General features: G+C 64.7%; 19 protein-coding genes and 1 tRNA gene. 11 read left to right on the top strand and 9 right to left on the bottom strand.

Translation table 11 applies throughout. From position 1 onward, the window contains the following. Positions 1-17 precede the first annotated feature (17 nt). Positions 18-1040: an LLM class flavin-dependent oxidoreductase gene (locus AB7245_RS42790; RefSeq protein WP_085400054.1), complete on the top strand. Its 1023-nt coding sequence runs from the start codon at positions 18-20 to the stop codon at positions 1038-1040. 26 nt (positions 1041-1066) lie between these two features. Here AB7245_RS42790 and AB7245_RS42795 read toward each other — a convergent pair whose 3' ends face one another. The 5 genes from AB7245_RS42795 to AB7245_RS42815 form a co-directional block, all read right to left on the bottom strand. Then, the gene (locus tag AB7245_RS42795) at positions 1067-1507 is read right to left on the bottom strand and encodes a hypothetical protein (RefSeq protein ID WP_085399998.1); all 441 of its coding nucleotides are present in this window, start codon (positions 1505-1507) and stop codon (positions 1067-1069) included. Positions 1508-1672: 165 nt separating this feature from the next. After that, positions 1673-2974 carry an aminotransferase class V-fold PLP-dependent enzyme gene (locus AB7245_RS42800; RefSeq protein WP_244623305.1) on the bottom strand — a complete coding sequence of 434 codons (1302 nt, stop codon included), beginning with the start codon at positions 2972-2974 and terminating at the stop codon, positions 1673-1675. 136 nt (positions 2975-3110) lie between these two features. Next, the gene (locus AB7245_RS42805; protein WP_085399994.1) at positions 3111-3434 is read right to left on the bottom strand and encodes a hypothetical protein; all 324 of its coding nucleotides are present in this window, start codon (positions 3432-3434) and stop codon (positions 3111-3113) included. A gap of 176 nt (positions 3435-3610) precedes the next feature. Continuing rightward, on the bottom strand, positions 3611-3769 hold the full coding sequence (locus tag AB7245_RS42810) for a hypothetical protein (protein ID WP_166104648.1): 159 nt from the start codon (positions 3767-3769) through the stop codon (positions 3611-3613). A gap of 143 nt (positions 3770-3912) precedes the next feature. After that, complete coding sequence (locus AB7245_RS42815; RefSeq protein ID WP_135215951.1) at positions 3913-6069, bottom strand: GumC family protein; 2157 nt, start codon at positions 6067-6069, stop codon at positions 3913-3915. 100 nt (positions 6070-6169) lie between these two features. Here AB7245_RS42815 and AB7245_RS42820 point away from each other — a divergent pair, with 100 nt between their 5' ends. The 5 genes from AB7245_RS42820 to AB7245_RS42840 all read left to right on the top strand — a co-directional run bounded on the left by AB7245_RS42820 (position 6170) and on the right by AB7245_RS42840 (position 13123). Further along, positions 6170-6409 (top strand): hypothetical protein, encoded by a 240-nt coding sequence (locus AB7245_RS42820; RefSeq protein WP_193560915.1) that lies wholly within the window; start codon positions 6170-6172, stop codon positions 6407-6409. A 307-nt stretch (positions 6410-6716) separates the two neighbouring features. Beyond that, entirely contained in the window at positions 6717-11543 is a 4827-nt protein-coding gene (locus AB7245_RS42825) for an NAD-glutamate dehydrogenase (protein WP_439035665.1), read from the top strand. A 50-nt stretch (positions 11544-11593) separates the two neighbouring features. Next, positions 11594-11914: a hypothetical protein gene (locus tag AB7245_RS42830; RefSeq protein WP_063979802.1), complete on the top strand. Its 321-nt coding sequence runs from the start codon at positions 11594-11596 to the stop codon at positions 11912-11914. A gap of 203 nt (positions 11915-12117) precedes the next feature. Further along, positions 12118-12588, top strand: coding sequence for an aminoacyl-tRNA deacylase (locus AB7245_RS42835; RefSeq protein WP_085400052.1), 471 nt, complete (start codon positions 12118-12120; stop codon positions 12586-12588). A gap of 115 nt (positions 12589-12703) precedes the next feature. Continuing rightward, positions 12704-13123 (top strand): CBS domain-containing protein, encoded by a 420-nt coding sequence (locus tag AB7245_RS42840; RefSeq protein WP_085399989.1) that lies wholly within the window; start codon positions 12704-12706, stop codon positions 13121-13123. Between the two features lie 137 nt (positions 13124-13260). Here AB7245_RS42840 and AB7245_RS42845 read toward each other — a convergent pair whose 3' ends face one another. From AB7245_RS42845 to AB7245_RS42860, 4 genes are all read right to left on the bottom strand, one after another. Then, positions 13261-13659: a hypothetical protein gene (locus tag AB7245_RS42845; RefSeq protein ID WP_085399987.1), complete on the bottom strand. Its 399-nt coding sequence runs from the start codon at positions 13657-13659 to the stop codon at positions 13261-13263. Positions 13660-13826: 167 nt separating this feature from the next. Beyond that, positions 13827-14609, bottom strand: a complete 783-nt coding sequence (locus tag AB7245_RS42850; protein WP_085399985.1) for an alpha/beta fold hydrolase — start codon at positions 14607-14609, stop codon at positions 13827-13829. A gap of 299 nt (positions 14610-14908) precedes the next feature. Further along, positions 14909-14985, bottom strand: a tRNA-Arg gene (locus AB7245_RS42855). Positions 14986-15148: 163 nt separating this feature from the next. Next, entirely contained in the window at positions 15149-16648 is a 1500-nt protein-coding gene (locus AB7245_RS42860; RefSeq protein ID WP_094183985.1) for an ATP-binding protein, read from the bottom strand. Between the two features lie 362 nt (positions 16649-17010). Here AB7245_RS42860 and rpmH point away from each other — a divergent pair, with 362 nt between their 5' ends. The 5 genes from rpmH (at position 17011) to AB7245_RS42885 (ending at position 20591) form a co-directional block, all read left to right on the top strand. Further along, the gene (gene rpmH, locus AB7245_RS42865; protein WP_008542748.1) at positions 17011-17145 is read left to right on the top strand and encodes a 50S ribosomal protein L34; all 135 of its coding nucleotides are present in this window, start codon (positions 17011-17013) and stop codon (positions 17143-17145) included. A 28-nt stretch (positions 17146-17173) separates the two neighbouring features. Next, entirely contained in the window at positions 17174-17575 is a 402-nt protein-coding gene (rnpA, locus tag AB7245_RS42870) for a ribonuclease P protein component (RefSeq protein WP_439035666.1), read from the top strand. A gap of 16 nt (positions 17576-17591) precedes the next feature. Next, positions 17592-19433 (top strand): membrane protein insertase YidC, encoded by a 1842-nt coding sequence (yidC, locus tag AB7245_RS42875; RefSeq protein ID WP_085399982.1) that lies wholly within the window; start codon positions 17592-17594, stop codon positions 19431-19433. 139 nt (positions 19434-19572) lie between these two features. After that, positions 19573-20226: a ribosome biogenesis GTP-binding protein YihA/YsxC gene (yihA, locus tag AB7245_RS42880; RefSeq protein ID WP_085399980.1), complete on the top strand. Its 654-nt coding sequence runs from the start codon at positions 19573-19575 to the stop codon at positions 20224-20226. Next, a complete protein-coding gene (locus tag AB7245_RS42885) occupies positions 20223-20591 on the top strand; it encodes a DUF423 domain-containing protein (protein ID WP_094183983.1) in 369 nt (122 codons plus the stop codon). The genes yihA and AB7245_RS42885 overlap by 4 nt, the downstream gene beginning before the upstream one ends. Positions 20592-20604: the final 13 nt, after the last annotated feature.

A 20604-nucleotide genomic window follows, 5' to 3' on the forward strand; every position in this document is an offset into this window, starting at 1 on the left:
ATCATTAAATGACGCCCATGAAAAAGATCGGATTTCTGTCCTTCGGACACTGGACGCCCTCGCCGCAATCGCAGACCCGCTCGGCGGCGGACACGCTGCTGCAATCCATCGAGCTGGCCGTCGCGGCGGAACAGCTCGGCGCGGATGGCGCCTATTTCCGCGTGCATCACTTCGCGCGCCAGCTGGCCTCGCCCTTCCCGCTACTCGCCGCCGTCGGCGCGAGAACCAGCACAATCGAGATCGGCACGGCCGTGATCGACATGCGCTACGAAAACCCGCTTTACATGATCGAGGATGCGGGTAGCGCCGATCTCATCGCCGGCGGGAGGCTCCAGCTCGGCATCAGCCGCGGCTCGCCGGAGCAGGTGATCGACGGCTGGCGCTACTTTGGTTATCGCCCGGCTGACGGCCAGAGCGATGCCGACATGGGCCGGCGCCACGCGGAGGTCTTTCTGGACCTGTTGCGCGGCGAAGGTTTTGCCGAGCCCAATCCGCAGCCGATGTTTCCCAATCCGCCGGGACTGCTGCGCCTCGAACCACATGCGGCAGGCCTGCGCGAACGCATCTGGTGGGGCGCCGGCTCGAACGCGACCGCGGTGTGGGCGGCGAAGCTCGGCATGAATCTGCAGAGCTCGACGCTGAAGAACGACGAGACCGGCGAAGCTTTTCATGTGCAGCAGGCGGCGCAAATCCGTAGCTATCGCGCCGCGTGGACGGAGGCAGGCCACACCCGTGAGCCCCGCGTGTCCGTCAGCCGCAGCATCTTCGCGCTGATGAACGATCGCGACCGCGCCTATTTCGGCGGGGAGCGCGGAGGCGAAGACCAGATCGGCTTCATCGACCCGCAAACGCGCGCGATCTTCGGCCGGAGTTATGCGGCCGAGCCGGACGCACTGATCGAGCAGCTCAAGCAGGACGAGGCGGTTGCCGAAGCCGATACGCTGCTGCTGACGATCCCGAACCAGCTCGGTGTCGACTATTGCGCCCATGCGATCGAGGCGATCTTGAAGCACGTCGCGCCGGCGCTTGGCTGGCGGTGAGACCGTCGACCGGTTCACTGAGAAAGTCAGGCCGTCTCTTGCTGACCCCTGATCTTCTCAAGCCAAGCTGTCAAACGCGGATGTCTCGTATATCGGCCCTCCAGGCCCGCCAGTTCCTGCTGAAAGACCGGCAGCGAGAGCAGCCGTTCGATATCGGGCTCCCTGATCTTCCAGATCGCCGGCGGAAAGAAGCCATGCACCTTGAGTTCGTAGAGCTCGAAGATCGAATGAATGATCTCGTGTACCGCCCGGCGCTCTTCCGGTGTGATCTCAATGTCGCCGGCAGCCCCTCGCTCGAGGAATGCCGCGACCGGAAGGCGGCGTCGCAGGTCGGAGACCCGGTCGGAATATCGAAGGAAGATGTCCGCGCCCAGACGCCGATTGTTGGTGTGTAGCGCCGCATAGATCGCAGCCATGCCAACGATGATCGATCCGAGCGTCACGAATCTGAGAATATGGTCGAGCACGCGTCTCCTCCTTGCGCAGGGCACCGGAGTGACAGAGATAAACCAGACCGTGGGCCGATAAAATGGGGCGGCGGAGACTGACGGACGCCCCACATCTGACATTTGTCAGATGCGCGGAGGATGAAGTCCCGTGAATTCGTGGTGATGTCAGTCCCGCGCCCGGGCCTACCCCGTCTTCGTCCCCGTGACAACGGCGAGCGCCTCGACGAGGCGGTCGAGATCGGCCTCCTCGGTAAAGAGCGCCGGCGTCACACGGATGCATTGGCCCTTGGCAACGCCGGCCCGGCGCACCGTCATGACCTTGTGGCTGTCCCTCAGCTTCACGACGATAGCGTCGTTGTCCGCCTTGCTGGTCTTTCCGGCGAGACGGAAGGACGTGATCGCGCCATATGAGCCGACCTCATCCGGCGTCAGGATCTCGATGTCCTTGAATCCGCGGGCGCGGCTCACCCAGTAATCACGCAAATAGCGGAGGCGGGCTTGCTTTGCCGCCGCGCCGATCTGCTGATGGAGCGCCACGGCCGCGGGCACCGTCAGGACCGTCGCGAAATTGACCGTGCCGGTATGAACCCGCGAGCGGATATCGGTCTCCGCAAAGTCCTCGTCGCCCATGTCGCGGTCGATGTCGGCGAGACGGTCCTTCCTGATGTAGAGGAAGCCCACGCCGAGCGGCGCGCCGATCCATTTGTGCAGGTTGAAGCCGACGAAATCGACCTCGAGCTCGCCCACCCTGAAGTCGATCTGCCCCCAGGAATGGGCGGCGTCGACGATTGTGTCGATGCCCTTGGCCCTGGCCATGCGGGCGATCTCGGCGACCGGCATGACGAGGCCGGTGCGATGGCTGACATGGGTGAGGAGGAGGAGCCTGGTCCTGGGATTCGCCTCGAGGGCACGGGCATAGGCGTCGAGCACGGCCTGGCGGGTGGCCGGCTCCGGCACATCGAACCTGACCACGTCGACACCGCGACGCGCCTTAAGCGCGTTCATCGCGTACTGCATCGAATCGTAGTCGAGGTCGGCGTAGAGCACGCTGTCGCCCGGCTTCAGCTTGTTGTAGCCGCCGATCAGGAGCTGCAGCGCTTCGGTCGCGCCGCGAGTGAGCGCGATCTCCTCGGGCGCCGCGCCGACCGCCTGGGCCACCTTGATGCGCACGGCCTCGAAATCCGCACCCGCGCGCTGCCGCGCGTAGTAGGTGTTCTGATAGTTGACCATGTCGGTCTGGCGAATGAACTCGCGCCTCACCGGCTCGGCCATGATGCCCCAAAAGCCGTTCTCCAGATTGACGACATCCGGCGTCACTGAATAGAGCGCCTTCACCGCCGTCCAATAGGCATTGTCGGTCGCGATGGCGGCCGCCGCGCCGCTCGGCTGCGCCGGCAGACCATCGGCTGCCATGGCCGGTGCCGCCAGGGACGTGACGGCTGCGGCCGCGAGGCCCTTCAGGATCGACCGGCGGTCGGACGACATTGTCTCATTCAGATGCATATCAGCCCCCACGATGCGCGGCCAAGGGAGCAGCGATCCATAGAGCGCGCATGACGAAGCGATGACAGTTCGATGATGCCCGGCGCGCCCGGTTACATCCCGGTCATTGCGCCGCCGATCATCCCTGCGCCGATGTCACCGGCCATTGCGAGACGTCCGCCATCGCAAGCAATTCCAGCTTCGCGGATGATTTTTCCAGCAACCCGGCTTGCGCAAGGCGCCGGGGATCATTGCGATAGTCTTGAAAGTCCGCATCGGATGCGAAGCTGACGATGTGCACCTCGATCGTGCCATCCGGATTTCGAAGACGACGCTCCACACGCCCGTTGAACGAAGGGAGTAGCGGCAGGACGGCATCCTCGTAGGCGCGGAAGGCCTCGATACCCTCGGGCGGTATGCGGGCAATGAGCACCAGCGTTACGGAGTGAGCTTGACAGGTCATCGCCGCAATCCCGAGCCGAGATAGTCGTGCATTGGAGACGCTGCATCCTGCGGGCGCCGCCTCGCGGCGTCAATGACGGCTCGAATGCAGGCGGATACCTTCGAGATGCCCGCTTCGGGCGGGCTCCTGGGGATGAGGACCTGCTTCGGGTCGAAGCGCGGTCGCCTCGCGCGATCTCAGAACAAGGCGGCGTTGAGGGCCTGTCCGTAGATCATCGCGGCCACGAGAGAGAGCAGCAAGCCCGCGCCCGAGAAGATCACGAGCACCTTTACGGTTTCGACATCAACGTTGGTTCTCGTCGCGCGGGATATCGCCTTTGCCAGTGCAGCCATCATCGCCAGCTCCGAACCGGGCCGCGCGGAGGCGGGCCCTAGTTCATCTAGCGTCATTGGGCGCGTTTGCGTGTGAAGCAGATTACAGGTGCGCTTGCGCGCTGCGCCTCAGGCATGAGCCGCAGCCTTGCCAGCGGTCGGCATCGTCAAACCGCCCGGCTCAACGCGCTGCCCTCAGGGTGAGGCGCCACTGAACCCGCCGGCGCGTGATTGACGACGAGACCGGTCGGCACGGTGCCATATCTCGACAGCGCAGCGGTCACCCGCCGCATCGCCGCCGAACCGAGCTCGCCGGCGCGCACCACCGGGATGATCAGATCCGCGTGCGCGGCCAGCGCGATGGCGTCGGGCTGAAGTGCGAGATTGCTCGCATGGACGACGATCAGATCGAACTCCGAGCGAATATCGTCCTCGGGCCGCGCATCGGCTTTTCTGCCGGCGCTCAACAGCTCGTCGATCGACTGCAGCCCCGCCGTGGTGGAGCCGTCCTGCCATTCGGTTACCGGAGGCTGGTGACCTGCGAATTCCGGCTGGAGCCGGATCAGCACGCTCATCATGCCCCGATTCACCGCCGCGCGATTGAGCGAGCGCGCAACGGTGTTACCGCCGGCGCCTTTGCCGACCGACAACACGAGGGCGACCTTGCAGCCGCGCACCGGCGCGCGATCGATCCGCTCGAGAAGCGGACGCAGATACGCGCCGAGGTCGAGCTCGGCCGAGGCAGTGATCGGCCTTTGCCACACGGTGTTGGCCACGGCGCCAGGCGCCAGATCGGGAATGCGGGCCCAGACAGGCAGGTTCGGCATCGCCTCGGGCTGGCGCGCGGCCGGGCCCGGTCGCTGGACTTGCGTCTCCGCCGCTTCAGCACGCGCAAGAGTCTGAGCAGGAGTTTGAGCAGGAGCCTCGGCAGGCGCAGGCCCGTCGGACATGCTTCCCATCGCCGCAACGGCCGCCGTCGAGGTCAGGATCGAGCCGATCGCGAGCGCCGCGAGCAGCAAGGCGAGGGGCGGACGCGTCGAGCGCATCGGCGGAATGGCGAGCGAGGCGATCTTGGTCTGGGAGCTCTGCAGCTGGCGCTGCTCGTTGGTCGTCTTGAACCGCGACAGGAACTGCTCGTAGATGTTCTTGTTGGCATCGGCGTCACGCTGCAGCTCCTGCAGCTTCACGAGCGCCTGGCCGTCGACCAGCATCTGCGTCTCGACCGCCCTGAGCTGCTTTTCCAGCGCGTTCTGCTGCTCCAGCTGGGCCTCGTATTCGGACTTCACCGTGTCGATGTTCTTCTTCCGCTCGACCTCGATCTGCCTGTTGATGTCAGCCAGCTGGCTGTAGGAGATCGCGAGGTCGGGATGGCGGTCGCCGTACACCGCTTTCTTCTGCGCGATCTGATCGTTCAGGGTCGAGCGCTGCGCGCGCAGCATGCTCAGAAGGTCCTGCTTCACCGGACCTTCGACATTGGCCTTGAGATCGCGTTGCACCTGCTCGTAACGCGCCTTGGCTTCCTCGGTACGCGCGCGAGCGGCGGAGACCTGCTGATTGAGATCGGTCACCCGCAATTGCTGGGTCGTGGAATCCTTGCCGGCATTGAGGATCTTGTGCTCGAACCTGAAGGCGGCAACGGCATCTTCTGATACGCGCAGGCGCTCGTTCAATGCCTTCAGCCGGTCCTTGAGCCAGTCGGCCGCCTCGTCCGTCGCCTCGGTGCGGACACGGCCTTGGCTCGCGACGAACGCCTCGGCGATGGCATTGGCGTAATGCGCGGCCCGTTCCGCATTGTTCGAGGTGAATGAAATCGCAATGACGTAGGTCAGTCCGCGGCGCGAGATATCGAGACGGTTGCGAAATTTTTCGAGCAGGCGCGTCATGTCGGTGTAACCGCCCGCGATGTCCGCGTCGTCGGCGATCTTGAGCTGCTCGATCAGGGGGCGGAGAAAGCCGTCCGATTTGGCGATCTCGATCTGGCTTTGGAGTGCCGCGGCATCCTGGCCGATGCCCGGCAGCACGTCCTGCTCCGAGGTGACGCGCAGCTCGCGGGGATCGACGACGACCAGGGCTGTCGCGGCATATCGAACCGGCAAGACCATCAGGACAATGACGCCCAGGGCGAACAGCGCCAGCGCCAGCGTCAGGATGCGCCGGCCATTCTCGCGCAGGAAAGAGAGCGCACCGGTGACGGTCAGCGATCCCTTGATCAGCGCAGGAGCAGCGCTGTCAGGCTTCGCCGTCGCAGCCCGCGGCGCTTCCCACGAAGCCGCAGGCTCCGTCGGGGCGATGCTTCGCGGAGATGCGCTTCGACCGAACGCCATAGGATTGGACTCGAAATCAACTGACAGCCCCGGTTCAGAGGCTTGCTACACCGTAAATATCCATGGTTAACCGGCGGTTACGGCTGCCGCGCCGTGGTCGATGAACAATCTGTTAACGCGCGCGCCGATGCGCCGCGCGGCATCGGCGCGTGCGGTTGATCCGGGCTGGCGCGACCACCACGACGTCGATCAACGCCCCGCTGCGGCGGTTCGAGGCGATCATTTCGTCGTCGGCATTGCATTCCTCCCGACGACATTCGAGGTGTCGACGCCGCCTCACCAGGAGGCGGGAACATGGAAAATGGTGGTCGATGGCGTGGAGCTGACCCGCAATCACTAGAGCCGCTGCAGCGCAATCGGAACGGTGCTCCAGCGCGCCATTGAGAATAAAAACACGAGCTCATACACAATTGAAATTGCTCGTAATTTTCTCACCTCGATGATTCGGCGGCCTCGCCAGCCACTGTCGGAAATTCCGGCACGCCTCACAACAGCGTGCGCCTTTCGCTCCGGGATCGTAGTATTGTCGTCGGAAGCTGCCGACGCACGAGACCGGGGATCTTGCCTATCCACGCGATCGCGGCGCTCGACGAGATGCACTCCAGAATTAGGCTGAGGATCGCGACTGCGGTCGGACGGCGCGGCAAATGGAGGACATGATGGCGTGGCGTGACGACAAGGCCCGGGCAACCCTGATCCGCGATGCAGCAGGCAGCGTGCCGCCGGGCAAGAGCCCGCGGGCCTTTGCCGAGCCCTTGTTCGGCTACAGCAATATCGAGGATCTCGACAATTACGACGCCGCCTCGCTCGCCGTCCTGGCGGAGCAAGCCTGGGAGCATGTGCAGCGGCGCACGTCGGGCAGCGCCGATATCCGCGTGGTCAATCCGACGTTGCCGAACGGGCGCGAGATTTCCGTGCTCGAGATTCTCAACGACAACATGCCTTTCCTGTACGACTCCACGATGGCGGAGCTCGCCGAGCAGGGCATCGAAGTCACCCTCGTCGCCCACCCGATCATCGCCGTGGAGCGCGATGCCGAGGGCAAGCTGCTGCGGTTCTACGGCGAGGCACTGCCGGAGGGCGCAAGAGGCGCGCGCGAAAGCCTGATCCACCTCCACATCACCCGCCTGGACGCCGACGCCGATCGCCAGAAGCTGATCGACGGACTGACCAGGGCGTTGAACAACGTCCGCGCCTGCGTCACCGACTGGCGCGCCATGCGTGACCGCGTCGAGGAAGCAATCAAGACGTTCGCTTCCAATCCGCCGCCGCTGCCGATCGACGAGGTCGCCGAGGCCAGTCAGTTCCTGCAATGGCTCTGCGCGGACAATTTCACTTTCCTCGGCGTGCGCGAATATCGCTTCTCGCCCGACAGCGATGCGTCCGACGACATCACCAGCGGCGAAGGCCTCGGCATCCTGCGCGATCCCGACGTGAAGGTCCTGCGACGCGGCAACGAAATGGTGGTGATGACGTCGGAAATCCGCGAGTTCATGCACGAGCCGACCCTGCTGATCGTCATCAAGGCCAATGTCTCAAGCCTCGTCCATCGGCGCATCCGGATGGATTATGTGGGGATCAAGCTCTATGCACCCGACGGCCGGCTCGAGGGCGAATTGCGCGTCGTCGGCCTGTTTACCTCCGGCGCCTATACCCGCTCGGTGCGGCAGATCCCTTATGTGCGCCACAAGGTTTCGCGGGTGCTGCAGCGCGCCGGCTTCGACCCGAACGGCCATTCGGGCAAGGCGCTCATGCATATCCTGGAAGATTATCCGCGTGACGAGCTGTTCCAGATCGACGTCGACACGCTCTACAATTTCGTCATCGAGGTCCTGATCCTCTACGAGCGCCCGCGCGTCCGGGCGCTGGCGCGGGTCGACAAGTTCGATCGCTTCGTCTCCATTCTCACCTTCATTCCGCGCGACAAATACGACACCGACGTCCGCACGCGGGTCGGAGCCTTCCTGTCGCAGGTCTACAAGGGGACCCTGTCGGCGTCCTACGTATCGTTCCCTGAGGGCGCACTTGCGCGCGTCCACTTCATCATCGGGCGCTATGAAGGCAAAACGCCCGTCGTCGAGCGCGCCGCGCTCGAAGCCGGCATCAGCGCCATTGCCGCGACCTGGACCGACAAGCTGAAGGCCGCGCTCACCGCGTCGACCGACGGCATGCGGGCGCGCATGATCGCCAATCGTTATGCCCAGGCCTTTAGCGGCGGCTATACCGAGGTTTTCACGGCGGAGCAGGCCATCGCCGACATCGCCACCATCGAAAGGCTGACGCCGGCCCGCCCGGTGACGATTTCGGTGCACCGCGACAAGGGCGAGGACGATCCCAGGCGCTTCGGCCTGAAGGTGTTCTCCGACGCCGCACCGCTATCGCTGTCCTATCGCGTGCCGGTGATCGAAAATCACGGCCTGCGCGTGGTCGACGAACGCACCTATCAGATCGTGCCCGGCAACAGGCCGGAGCCGGTCTGGCTGCATGAGATGACGATCGAGACCAGCGACGGCCAGCCGATCGAGATCAATCCGGAATTCAGCCATCGCCTGGAAGCCTCGATCATGGCGGTGGTCACAGATCGCGCCGAATCCGACGGATACAACGCCCTGATCCTGCGCACCGCGCTGGGCTGGCGCGAGGTCTCGACGATCCGGGCGCTGTCGCGCTATCTGCACCAGATCCGCGCTCCGTTCACCCAGGATTACATGTGGGAGACCTTGCGCAAGAACGCCGCGATCACGGCCACCCTCGTCGCACTGTTCCAGACCCGCCTCGATCCACGCCTCGTGCTTACCGATCGCGAGCGTTCGGCGCGCGAGACGGCACTCCTTGCCGAGATCGAGGAGCAGCTCAAATCCGTCGCCTCGCTCGATGAAGACCGCATCCTGCGCCGCTTCACCAATCTGGTGCAGTCAACCATCCGCACCAATCTGTGGCAGATCGGCGACGATGGACATCCGCGTCCGGTCATCTCCTTCAAGTTCGACGCGCGGCGGATCGACGATTTGCCGGCGCCGCGGCCTCTCTACGAGATCTTCGTCTCCTCGCCGCGGGTCGAAGGCATTCACCTGCGCTTCGGCAAGGTCGCGCGCGGCGGCTTGCGCTGGTCCGACCGGCCGCAGGATTTCCGCACCGAGATCCTGGGTCTCGTGAAGGCGCAGCAGGTCAAGAACGCCGTGATCGTGCCGGTCGGCGCCAAGGGCGGTTTCGTGCCCAAGCGGCTGCCGCCGCCGTCCAATCGCGACGCCTGGCTCGCGGAAGGCACCGAGGCCTATCGCATCTTCGTGCGCTCGCTGCTCGAGCTCACCGACAATCTCGACGGCGACGCCGTCGTGCCGCCCGATTCCACTGTGCGCCATGACGGCGACGACCCCTACCTCGTGGTCGCCGCCGACAAGGGCACCGCCACCTTCTCCGATGTCGCCAACGCGATCTCGGCCGAGAAGAACCATTGGCTCGGCGACGCCTTCGCCTCCGGCGGCAGCCAGGGCTACGACCACAAGAAGATGGGGATCACGGCGCGCGGCGCCTGGGAGGCGGTCAAGCGCCACTTCCGCGAGCTCGGCACCGACATTCAGACCATGCCGTTCACGGCTGCCGGCGTCGGCGACATGTCCGGCGACGTCTTCGGCAATGGCATGCTGCTCTCGCCGGCGACAAGGCTCGTGGCGGCGTTCGATCACCGCGACATCTTCATCGATCCCTCCCCCGACCCTTCGACCAGCTTCGCCGAGCGCAAGCGTCTGTTCGACCTGCCGCGATCGAGCTGGCAGGACTACAACAAGTCGCTGATCTCGCAGGGCGGCGGCGTGTTCTCGCGCACGCTCAAGGCGATCCCGCTCGCACCGGAAGTCCGCAGCCTGCTCGATCTCGACAAGGAGCAGGCCACGCCGTTCGAGGTGATGACGGCGATCCTGAAAGCGCGCACGGACCTGCTGTGGTTTGGCGGCATCGGCACCTATATCCGCGCATCTGCAGAGAGCGACGATCAGGCCGGCGACCGTGCCAACGATCCGATCCGCATCGCAGGCACTGACGTTCGCGCCCGGGTGATCGGCGAGGGCGCCAATCTCGGCGTCACCCAGCGCGGCCGCATCGAAGCGGCGCAGAAGGGCGTCAAGCTCAACACCGACGCCATCGACAATTCGGCCGGCGTCAACACCTCCGACGTCGAGGTCAATATCAAGGTCGCGCTGGCGCGCCCCGAGCGCGAGGGCCGCCTCAGCTTCGCCGATCGCAACAGCCTGCTGGCCGCGATGACCGACGAGGTCGGCACGCTGGTGCTGCGCAACAACTATCTGCAGACGCTGGCGCTCTCGCTCGCCGAGCGCAAGGGCGTGGCCGAGACCGGCTTCCTCACCCGCCTGATGCAGTCGCTCGAGCAGCGCGGCCTGCTCAGCCGCGCCGTGGAGTTCCTGCCCGACGACGCAGCGCTCACCGAGCGTACACGGCGCGGCCAGGCCCTGACACGGCCCGAGCTTGCCGTGCTGCTCGCCTACGCCAAGCTGACGCTCTACGAGGACCTGCTCCTCACCAGCGTGCCTGATGATCCTTATCTCGCCCGCAGACTGTCCCTGTATTTTCCGCGCGAGGTTCCCGATAGATTCCCGGCCGCGGTCGAGCTCCATCGCCTGCGACGCGAGATCATCGCGACCAGTCTCGTCAATGCCGTGATCAACCGCGGCGGCCCGGCGTGTATCGTGCGCCTGACCGACGAGACCGACGCCGATATCTCCACCATCGTCATGGCGCAGGTGGCGGTGGACGCGATCTACGAGCTCAGGCGGCTCAATGACGCGATCGACGCGCTCGACACCCGCATCGACGGGCAGGTGCAGCTCGGCCTCTACGCGACGGTCCAGGACCTCCTGATTTCCCGCATGGTCTGGTACGTGCGCAATGTCGATTTCAAGGACGGCCTCGAGGCGGTGATCGGACGTTTTGGCCCGGGTATCCGCGAGATCGCGGCCTCCCTCGACACCACCCTGCCGCCGGACCTGCAGGCCGCGCGCGGCAAGCGGCGCCAGGAGCTCACCGATGCCGGCGTCCCGGCCGGCCTCGCCGGTGAGCTCGCCGATCTCGACCCTCTGATCGCGGCACCCGATATCGTGACGGTCGCCGAGCGCACCTCCCGCGCCATCGGCGATGCTGCCGCAACCTTCTTCGCTGCGGAAGCCAATTTCCGTCTCGACCGCATCATCGCCGCCGCGCGCAGCTTGCCGGCAAATGATTATTTCGAACGCATGGCGGTCGATCGCGCCGTCGAGCAGATCGCCGGCGCCGAACGAAGACTGGCCGCGGATATGCTGGCAACCGGCCAGTCCGGCCAGCAGGCCGTCGAGACCTGGCTCGCGGCTCACCCCGAAGCGGCGCGCATCCGCCGCTCGGTCGAGGAGATTGCGGCCAGCGGCCTGACGCTTGCCAAGCTGACGGTGGCGGCGAACCTGCTGGGGGACCTGGTCAAAGTCTGAGCGCGTGCGAGGCAGCGATGTGAAACCTAGCCGGCGAACGGAGGAATCCCATGATCCACGCCACTTGCCACACCGCCGATAATGTCCGCTGCATCGAGTTCGATGCCACACCTTGGTTCAGCGAGGCTGACGCTCCGAGCATTGTCGATCTGGCCCGACGAGGCTGGACCAGCACGGCGATTGCAGAGTCCCTCGAGCACCGACGAGGATACGAGGGCTTGCACGATCTCGTCGAGTATGCGGCGAAGCGACTGCAATCGGAGTCCCTGGAGGACCCGACCTGGGAAACCTTCGCGTGCGTCGTCGATGGACCCGAGGCCGTCGCGTGGCTCAGGGAGAACCGGCCCAACGTTGTGGCAAGGATCCCGTAAGACACGAGAAGCGCAGCAAAAGCCACAATCGATCGGCGGCAAACGAAGCGGAAAGGCGCGCCCGGAACGATCTGAACCCCCGACTCGATTGCCGCATTCGAGCGCGAGGCCTATGCTGGCATCCGGCAATCACGCGGCCGCCCATCGTGCGGCGGGGCAGCCTCACGATGGATGGCTCGCATATCCATCCGAAAGGCTACGCTATGACCATTGCCCCCACGCTCCACCGATACCTGGCTGCCGAGAACATCCAGTATGTCGAGATCCCGCACGTTTTCACCATGTCATCCGCGCGCACGGCGCAGGCCTGCCACGTCTCGGGCGATCGTTTCGCCAAGGCCGTCGTGCTGCGCCATGACGGCGGCTATATGCTCGCGATCGTTCCGGCATCGCACCGTCTCAACTTGCCGGACTTGAAGGAGAAGCTCGGCGCGGATCTCGTGATGGCGAACGAAACCGAGATCAACAGGCTGTTCGCGGACTGCGCGCATGGAGCCGTTCCGGCGGTAGGCCGATGCTACGGGCTCGATCTCATCGTCGATGACAGCATCCGGGCGCAGCCCGAGATCTATATCGAAGCCGGCGACCATGAGACGCTGCTTCACCTGACGCATGCACAGTTCGAACGGCTGACGGCCAGTGCGCCGCATGGACGCTTCAGCACGCACGGTTGACGCAGCATGGCAGCGGGATGATTTTTCCTGCGCCTTCGTCGCGGCGCGCGTGCGGTCGCGCCCGGTTCGTAGTATAATCGCGTCACGGGGGCTGCGTTCGCAACGGAGGTCCTCCATGAAGGTCAAGGACGTGATGCACAAGGGTGTCGATTGGGTCAGCCCGGACACCCCGATCACCGAGATCGCGAAGTTGATGCAAGGGCACGACATCGGCTGCATTCCGATCGGCGATGACGACCATCTGATCGGGATGGTGACCGATCGCGACATCGTCTGCAAAGGCCTCGCGAGCAAGAACTTCAACGCCGCGCGCATGACGGCGCGGGACGTGATGACCGAAGGCATCCATTGCTGCCGGGAAGACGACGATCTGGCGAAAGCCGTGCATCACATGGAGACGCTGAAAATCCGCAGGCTGCCCGTGATCAACAAGAGCAGGCGGATGGTCGGCATGATCAGCCTGGGCGATGTCAGCCAATTCGCCAGCGTTGATCTGTTGACCCAATGCATCAAGGGCGTGTCGGCCCATCATTGATGGCGACCGCCACCCGGCGCCCGGAACTTCGTCGCATCGCTCGCAGGACCCCGCTGCCGGCGAACGCGCACGCTATGATACGCGACCTGCCAAGAAGCTGCTCCGCCGTCTTCTCGTCCCCATTGTCACCTGCGCAGCTAATTCTTCAATTCGTTCCGCAGCTCATTCTTGGCGTTCCGCATCTTGCTCGCTCCCCTGAGCGGGGGCTTCGGCGGCGGAGTCGGATTCGCCCAGCCTGCCATCTGCAGGCAGGTGAGCAGATCGACATAGCTTTCTATTCCCTCTGCAGCAGCCTCGCCTTCGCAACTATCGCGCGCGGGGCCCGGAACAGTCAGCCAGGTCGAGCTCAGCTGTTGCTGCGCAATTGTCTCGTCACGCACGCACTCGCCGGCGTCCTGCGCCAGGGTGAGCCCTGAGGCCTTGTCGTCGGCGGAAACGTCCCGGCAAAGGGCTTCCACATTGAAGATGGGCACACGGTCTGAAATCGGAATCGTGGGCTGGCCAAGAAGCGACAGGACCAAGAGCGCTGCTTTCATAAAATCCTCCCTTGAATCGGGTTGGACGGGAAAGCTCCGGGGAGGTTAGGCCCGGTTTGTTTCCGGCCGGCTTCGCCCGGCCGGCAAAGGGTTTCGTCCTTGCCCGGCAGCGCATTGTGGCTTCCCGACGGACGCCGGTCGCGGCGCGTCACGGCCGAAGGCGAAGCTTACCCGGGTCTTCGCACGTAGAGCGAGATAAACCGGTCGATCATCGGGTTGATCTGCTCCGGCACCTCCAGCGACAGGAAATGTCCGGAGCCGACGGCCTTGGCCGTGACCAGCTGCGGGCACAGCTCCGCAAAACGATCCAGATCCGCGAGCCGATGGGCCGCTTCGATGTAGAGCACCGGGACCCGGCACGCCTGGGCGCATTCACGCGCCCGATGCACATCCCAGGGAAACAGACTTGTAAACGTGGACACCAGCACGTGCTGTGGCGTCGCCAGAAAGGTCTGTTCAACATGGGCGCGGCATCTGTCGGTCGGCAGACAGGAGTCCGCTACGATTTTCCGTACCTCGTCCGCAAAATTCGCGCCCCTTAAGCCCTCCAGATACCCGGCGAACACCGTCCCTGCCGAGGCAGGGAAGAGCACCCCTGAGTCGAGCAGCACCAGGCCTGCAGGAAAGTCCGGATAGCGGGCGGCGATTTCGAGCGCCATGTTGCCACCCATGCTTTGACCCACGATGATCGGCTTTGTGATCTGCTGTCGGTTGCACAGAAAGACGAGATCATCGGCGAAGCTTTCGATCGAATACGCCTGTTGCGGCTTGTCGCTCTCACCATGCCCGCGCAGCTCGGCATTCAATGCCCGACCTTGACTGGCGAAATACTCCATCTGCGGCGCAAAATGCGTGCGATCCCCGCCGAGGCCATGGACGAACAGGAATTGAAGCGGTCCCGCGCCGGCAATGTCGAAGGACAGCTGGATTCCGTCATGCGCGAGCTTCATGGGTCATCTCCATATTCACCGACATGTCCAGGCGTCTCTGGCGAGTCCTCAATCTAACCGGCGCCACACGGCCGATAAAGACGGGAACCACTGCTTCGCCGTGGTGCCATGACGCTGCGGCCGACCAAGCGCACCGGCCGCACATTCGGCGATGCCACGCGATTTTTCGCTCCGCCGAGGCCGGCCGGAAAGGCCGTCACCAGCTCCAGGCTTACGCGGTGACGAACATGAGCAGCGGCGCGATGATCTCGCCCGGCGCAGAAATGGGAGGTTTTGGAGTGCCCAGTTTTGTAGCGGAATGGCGCGCCCGGAACGATTCGAACGTCCGACCCTCAGATTCGTAGTCTGATGCTCTATCCAGCTGAGCTACGGGCGCGTTTTTCGCAAACAGTGCGGGCTGAGCCCGCAGGCAGCCTCCAGACAGCGCCGGAGGGGTGCGAAAGAGCGCTCTGACTAACCGCTCTTGCCTCGATTGGCAAGGTCCGGGAAGGGGAGATTTTACAGGGAGGTGACGATTTCCCGGCTCGGCCTCTGGCCGACTACGCCCTCTGCCGCTCGTTGCGGATGGAGAGGAGTTCCACGGGGCGATCGGGGATGACGATCCGGAAGGTGGCGCCGATGGTGCCCTCGACCAGATGGATCTCGCCGCCATGGGCGCGGACCAGTTCGGCGGCGATCGCCAAGCCAAGCCCGCTGCCGCCGGGGCGGCCGGAGGTCTGGAACGCCTCGAACAGATGGTCCCGGGTCTTCTGGGGGACGCCGGGGCCGGTGTCGGAGACCTCCAGGATGGCGACGGCACCTTCGCGCTTTCCCGTGATCCGGATCTGCTGGGCGCCGCCGTCGCCCGACGAATGGCTTTCCAGCGCCTGGGCGGCGTTGCGGACGAGGTTGAGCAGCACGCGGAAGAGCTGGTCGGGATCGGCATCGACCGCGAGCCCGCGCTCGATCGCGGCCACCCAGGCGATCGAGGCGTCGCTGGCGAGGCCCGCGGTTTCGCGCACCTCCAGCACCACAGGCTCGATCATGATCATGCGGCGGTCGGGCGCCGCTTCCTGGGCGCGGCCGTAGGACAGCGTCGACTGGCAGAAGGCGATGGCGCGCTCGAGCGAGCGCACCAGCTTCGGCGCAAAACGCTGCACCCGCGGATCCGGCACGCTGGCGAGCTGGTCGGACAGAAGCTGGGCCGACGCGAGCAGATTGCGCAGATCGTGGTTGATCTTGGAGACGGCGAGGCCGAGGGCGGCAAGCCGGCTCTTCTGATGCAGCATCGACATCAGGTCGCGCTGCATGTCCGACAATTCGCGCTCGGCGACGCCTATTTCATCGCTGCGCTGGCTCGGCACGATGATCCGCGCCGAGCTTTCGGGGTTTTCGTGGAAGCCGACCAGGCTCGCGGTCAGCCGCCGCATCGGGCGCACGAAGAGATAATGCAGCACGAGATAGACGAGGCCCGCGGTCAGCACCGCGATGATCAGCGCGACCACCACGACGTTGCGGGAGAAGCGATACATCTGCTGCCGCAGCGGCAGCTCATCGGTCACGATCTCGATGAACTGGGCGTTGCCGACGCCGGGCCCGACGATGCGGATGGCCTGGTTGCCGGTCTCCAGCATCATCCGGAACGAGCCGGTGATCGCCTCCCACACCGTCATGTCGCGCAGGTCGATGTCATGCTCGATGGCCGTGGGAAGGTTGTCGCTGGCGAGCAGCCGTCGCTGCTGCCCCATCTTGATGGCGACGGCACGGGCATTGATGCTTTTCAGGATCTCGCGCGACAGCGACTCGGGGACCATGCCGAGCGGGGCGGCGTCGAGCACCAGCGCGGCGGTGTTGGCCGCCGCGACGCGGTCATTGAGCCGGTTGACCCAGAAGTTGGCGATGGCGGGCACGTAGAGCAGGACGGCGGCGATCATCACCAGGGGGACGGTGAGCAGCAGCAGCTTGCCGGATAGCCCGAGCCCGCTGGGCCCACGCGGCCGCATCGCCGGCTGGCCCGGCTGATCCGTATCATGGACCGGCTGGAGGTCTGTCGCTGCCACGAAGTTCGCCCCTGTTGGCTTTGTAATAGAGCCTGGCTGATGAAGGATGCGACCCGGCCGGGGGCCGGTCAAATTACGGATCGCTAATCTCTCAAGGTGGGATGTAAGCTCTGATATCGCGAGTCGCCACCTCAAGGGTTAAAAACCCCGCACAAACAGTGATATTCACCGGAACAGCGCGCTCTTGCGACGTTGACGAAAAGAAGACGCTCGCATATAAGCCGCGCAAATTGTCCGCGATGACCCGGTGCGCACGCCGGGAGCGGCTCTCTTGGGGCCGAAAAGGGCCCGTTTTGGGCCGCATCTTCCGGACTTTATCATCAATTCTACAGGCAAATTGCCCGGTCAGCGGAGAAAAACCCGTGAAGCGGACTTATCAACCCAGCAAACTGGTGCGCAAGCGCCGTCACGGCTTCCGTGCCCGTCTCGCCACTGCCGGCGGCCGCAAGGTTCTCGCCGCCCGCCGCGCCCGCGGCCGCAAGCGTCTGAGCGCCTGAGCCGGACCCCCATTTTTGGGATTTCATCATGGATCGGCTGAGGCAGCGAGCGGATTTCCTCGCCGTTGCCAATGGCGCGCGGGCGAATAGTCCCGCGTTCGTCCTGCAAAGCCGCCGCCGCGACGACAGCGGCCCGATCCGGATCGGCTTCACCGTTACCAAAAAGAACGGCAACGCCCCCCAGCGCAATCGCATCCGGCGCCGGCTTCGCGAATTGGCGAAGCGGCTCGATCCGGTGTCGATGCAGTCCCATCATGACTATGTACTGGTCGGCCGAAGGGACGCGCTCTCGCGCGACTTCGCCACCATGCTCGACGATCTGCGCATAGCGTTCACGAAGCCTGCGCGGCATACGCACAAGGGACGCGGCCCAAGAACCGACGGCTCAAGGCCCGGCCCCGCTCCTGCGACCAGCCGCAAACCGGATTGATGACGAGACAATAGTGATGACCGACAATCGCAATACCATCCTCGCCGTCATTCTGTCGGGCCTCGTCCTGATCGCCTGGCAATATTTCTACAACGTGCCGGCGATGGAGAAGCAGCGCGCCCAGCAGCAGGCGCAGGCCGAGCTCCAGAAGAACACGCCGCAGCCGACGGCCTCCGCAACGCCGGGCGCCGCGCCGCAGCCCGGCAGCGCGGCCCAGCCGGCAACACCGGCCGCGAACCAGGCCCAGCCGGTCGTTTCCCGCGAAAGCGCGATTGCAGCCAGCCCGCGCGTGAAGATCGACACGCCGCGGCTTGCCGGCAGCATCTCGCTGAAGGGCGGCCGCATCGACGACATCGCGCTGGTGCAATACCGCGAAACGGTCGACCCGAAGTCGCCGCCGATCATCCTCTATTCGCCCTCGGGCACCGCAGAACCCTATTACGCCGAGTTCGGCTGGGTGCCGGCGACGGGCGTGACGGCCAAGCTGCCGGACGCCCAGACCCTCTGGCAGCAGGACGGCAACGGCAGCCTGACGCCGACGACGCCGGTGGTGCTGAAGTGGGACAATGGCGAGGGCCTCACCTTCCGCCGCACCATCGCGGTCGACGACCATTATCTCTTCACGCTCAAGGACGAGGTGAGCAATGTCGGCAACGCGCCTGTTACGCTCTACCCGTTCGCGCTGATCTCGCGCCACGGCACGCCGCAGGTCTCCGGCTATTACATCCTGCATGAAGGCCTGATCGGCTATCTCGATGGCTTGCAGGAATACGCCTACAAGAAGATCGACGAAGCCAAGGCGGTGAACTTCAAGGCCACCAATGGCTGGCTCGGCATCACCGACAAGTACTGGGCTTCGGCGCTGCTGCCGGACACCAGTGCCCAGCTTCAGGCGCGTTTCTCGTCGAACCCGGTCGGCAACGTCCACACCTACCAGACTGATTATCTGCTCGACCCCGTCACCGTCGCGATCGGCGGCACCGCGACCGCGAACGCGCGGCTGTTCGCCGGCGCCAAGGAAGCCGGCGTCGTCGGCGTGTTCCCGTTCGCCGGCCTCGGCGGCTACAACAAGGAGCTCGGCCTCAACCATTTCGATCTGCTGATCGACTGGGGCTGGTTCTACTTCATCACCAAGCCGATGTTCCTCGGCCTCGACTTCTTCTACCGTTTCTTCGGCAATTTCGGCATCTCGATCCTGCTCGTCACCGTGATCGTCAAGCTGCTGTTCTTCCCGCTGGCCAACAAGTCCTACGCCTCGATGGCGAAGATGAAGTCGGTCCAGCCGCAGCTTCAGGCGCTGAAGGAGCGCTTTCCCGACGACAAGGTGAAGCAGCAGCAGGAGATGATGGAGATCTACCGCAAGGAGAAGATCAATCCGGTCGCCGGCTGTCTTCCCGTGGTGATCCAGATCCCGGTGTTCTTCTCGCTCTACAAGGTGCTGTTCGTCACCATCGAGATGCGGCACGCGCCGTTCTTTGGCTGGATCAAGGACCTCTCCGCGCCCGATCCGACCAACCTCTTCACCCTGTTCGGCCTGATCCCGTTCGATCCGACGACGATTCCGGTGTTCGGCCACTACCTCGCGCTCGGCATCTGGCCGATCATCATGGGCATCACGATGTGGTTCCAGATGAAGCTGAACCCGACGCCGCCGGATCCGACCCAGCAGCTGATCTTCAACTGGATGCCGCTGATCTTCACCTTCATGCTGGCGGGCTTCCCGGCGGGTCTCGTGATCTACTGGGCCTGGAACAACACGCTCTCGGTGCTCCAGCAGAGCTTCATCATGCGCCGCAACGGCGTGAAGGTGGAGCTGTTCGACAATCTCAAGGCGACGTTCGCGAAGAAGGCGACGTAGCGCCGTCATTGTTGGGCGCAAATGCCTCCACATCGTCATGCCCGGGCTTGTCCCGGGCATCCACGTTTTGGAGGGTACCGTGTGGACAGACGTGGATGGCCGGGACAAGCCCGGCCATGACGAGAGGTGAGATCTTCGCATGACCGACGACAAAGATGCGAAGCTGATCGAGACCGGGCGAAAGCTGTTCACCCGCGACTGGCAGTTCATCTGGGCCTCGCCCTCGATTGCGACGCTGCCGCCGATGGACGGGCTGGAGATCGCCTTTGCCGGCCGCTCCAATGTCGGCAAGTCCAGCCTGATCAACGCGCTGACCGGCCGCAACGCGCTTGCGCGCACCTCGCATACGCCAGGCCGCACCCAGGAACTGATCTTCTTCGAGGTCCCCGGCAAGAAGGACCTGCGCCTCGTCGACATGCCCGGCTATGGCTACGCCAAGGCGCCGAAGGCGCAAGTCGCGTCCTGGACCGAGCTGATCCACAAATTCCTGCTGGGGCGCGCCTCGCTCGCACGCGTCTACGTGCTGATCGACGCGCGGCATGGCCTCAAGGACGTCGACCTCGAAATCCTGGGGACGCTCGACCGTTCCGCGGTGAGCTACCAGGTCGTGCTGACCAAGGCCGACCAGGTGAAGGCGTCCGAGCTTCAGTCCCGCATCGCCGAGACCGAGGCCGCGCTGGCAAAACATCCGGCGGCGTTTCCGAACGTGCTCGCGACCTCGTCGCGGAGCTCGACCGGCATGGCCGAACTGCGCGCCGCGATGGCGAAGCTGCTGGAAGAGCGAACCTCGTGACGCCTGCATTCCGCCTGTTGCTAGGGCTTGCCGGTTTGATGGGCGCCGCCGGCGTCGCGCTGGCCGCCGCCTCCGCCCACGGCGCCGACGCCAGCCGGCTCGCCTCCGCCAGCGCCATGCTGCTGTTTCACGCAACTGCCATACTCGCAGGCGTCGCCCTGCTCGCGCGCGGCCTTCTGCACGGCGGAATTGGCCTCATCGCGGCGTTCGGCTTCGTGATCGGCGCCGCGCTGTTCGCGGGCGATCTCACCTTGCGGCAATATGCGGGGCACTCGCTGTTTCCATTCGCGGCGCCGACCGGCGGAACGGTGATGATCTTGAGCTGGCTGGCGGTGACGCTCGCAGCCGTGGCGGCGCGGAAGTGATGCTCCGTCTTAC

Origin of the sequence: Bradyrhizobium sp. 604_D8_N2_3, from assembly GCF_051810765.1 — a bacterium.
Lineage (GTDB): Bacteria > Pseudomonadota > Alphaproteobacteria > Rhizobiales > Xanthobacteraceae > Bradyrhizobium > Bradyrhizobium barranii.

Bases quoted from the DNA above. Each gene is read 5' to 3' on its own strand.
- AB7245_RS42790 (WP_085400054.1), top strand. From the start codon at position 18: ATGAAAAAGATCGGATTTCTGTCCTTCGGACACTGGACGCCCTCGCCG.
- AB7245_RS42800 (WP_244623305.1), bottom strand. From the start codon at position 2,974: ATGTCGTCCGACCGCCGGTCGATCCTGAAGGGCCTCGCGGCCGCAGCC.
- AB7245_RS42805 (WP_085399994.1), bottom strand. From the start codon at position 3,434: ATGACCTGTCAAGCTCACTCCGTAACGCTGGTGCTCATTGCCCGCATA.
- AB7245_RS42810 (WP_166104648.1), bottom strand. From the start codon at position 3,769: ATGATGGCTGCACTGGCAAAGGCGATATCCCGCGCGACGAGAACCAAC.
- AB7245_RS42815 (WP_135215951.1), bottom strand. From the start codon at position 6,069: ATGGCGTTCGGTCGAAGCGCATCTCCGCGAAGCATCGCCCCGACGGAG.
- AB7245_RS42820 (WP_193560915.1), top strand. From the start codon at position 6,170: ATGAACAATCTGTTAACGCGCGCGCCGATGCGCCGCGCGGCATCGGCG.
- AB7245_RS42825 (WP_439035665.1), top strand. From the start codon at position 6,717: ATGGAGGACATGATGGCGTGGCGTGACGACAAGGCCCGGGCAACCCTG.
- AB7245_RS42830 (WP_063979802.1), top strand. From the start codon at position 11,594: ATGATCCACGCCACTTGCCACACCGCCGATAATGTCCGCTGCATCGAG.
- AB7245_RS42835 (WP_085400052.1), top strand. From the start codon at position 12,118: ATGACCATTGCCCCCACGCTCCACCGATACCTGGCTGCCGAGAACATC.
- AB7245_RS42840 (WP_085399989.1), top strand. From the start codon at position 12,704: ATGAAGGTCAAGGACGTGATGCACAAGGGTGTCGATTGGGTCAGCCCG.
- AB7245_RS42845 (WP_085399987.1), bottom strand. From the start codon at position 13,659: ATGAAAGCAGCGCTCTTGGTCCTGTCGCTTCTTGGCCAGCCCACGATT.
- AB7245_RS42850 (WP_085399985.1), bottom strand. From the start codon at position 14,609: ATGAAGCTCGCGCATGACGGAATCCAGCTGTCCTTCGACATTGCCGGC.
- rnpA (WP_439035666.1), top strand. From the start codon at position 17,174: ATGGATCGGCTGAGGCAGCGAGCGGATTTCCTCGCCGTTGCCAATGGC.
- yidC (WP_085399982.1), top strand. From the start codon at position 17,592: ATGACCGACAATCGCAATACCATCCTCGCCGTCATTCTGTCGGGCCTC.
- yihA (WP_085399980.1), top strand. From the start codon at position 19,573: ATGACCGACGACAAAGATGCGAAGCTGATCGAGACCGGGCGAAAGCTG.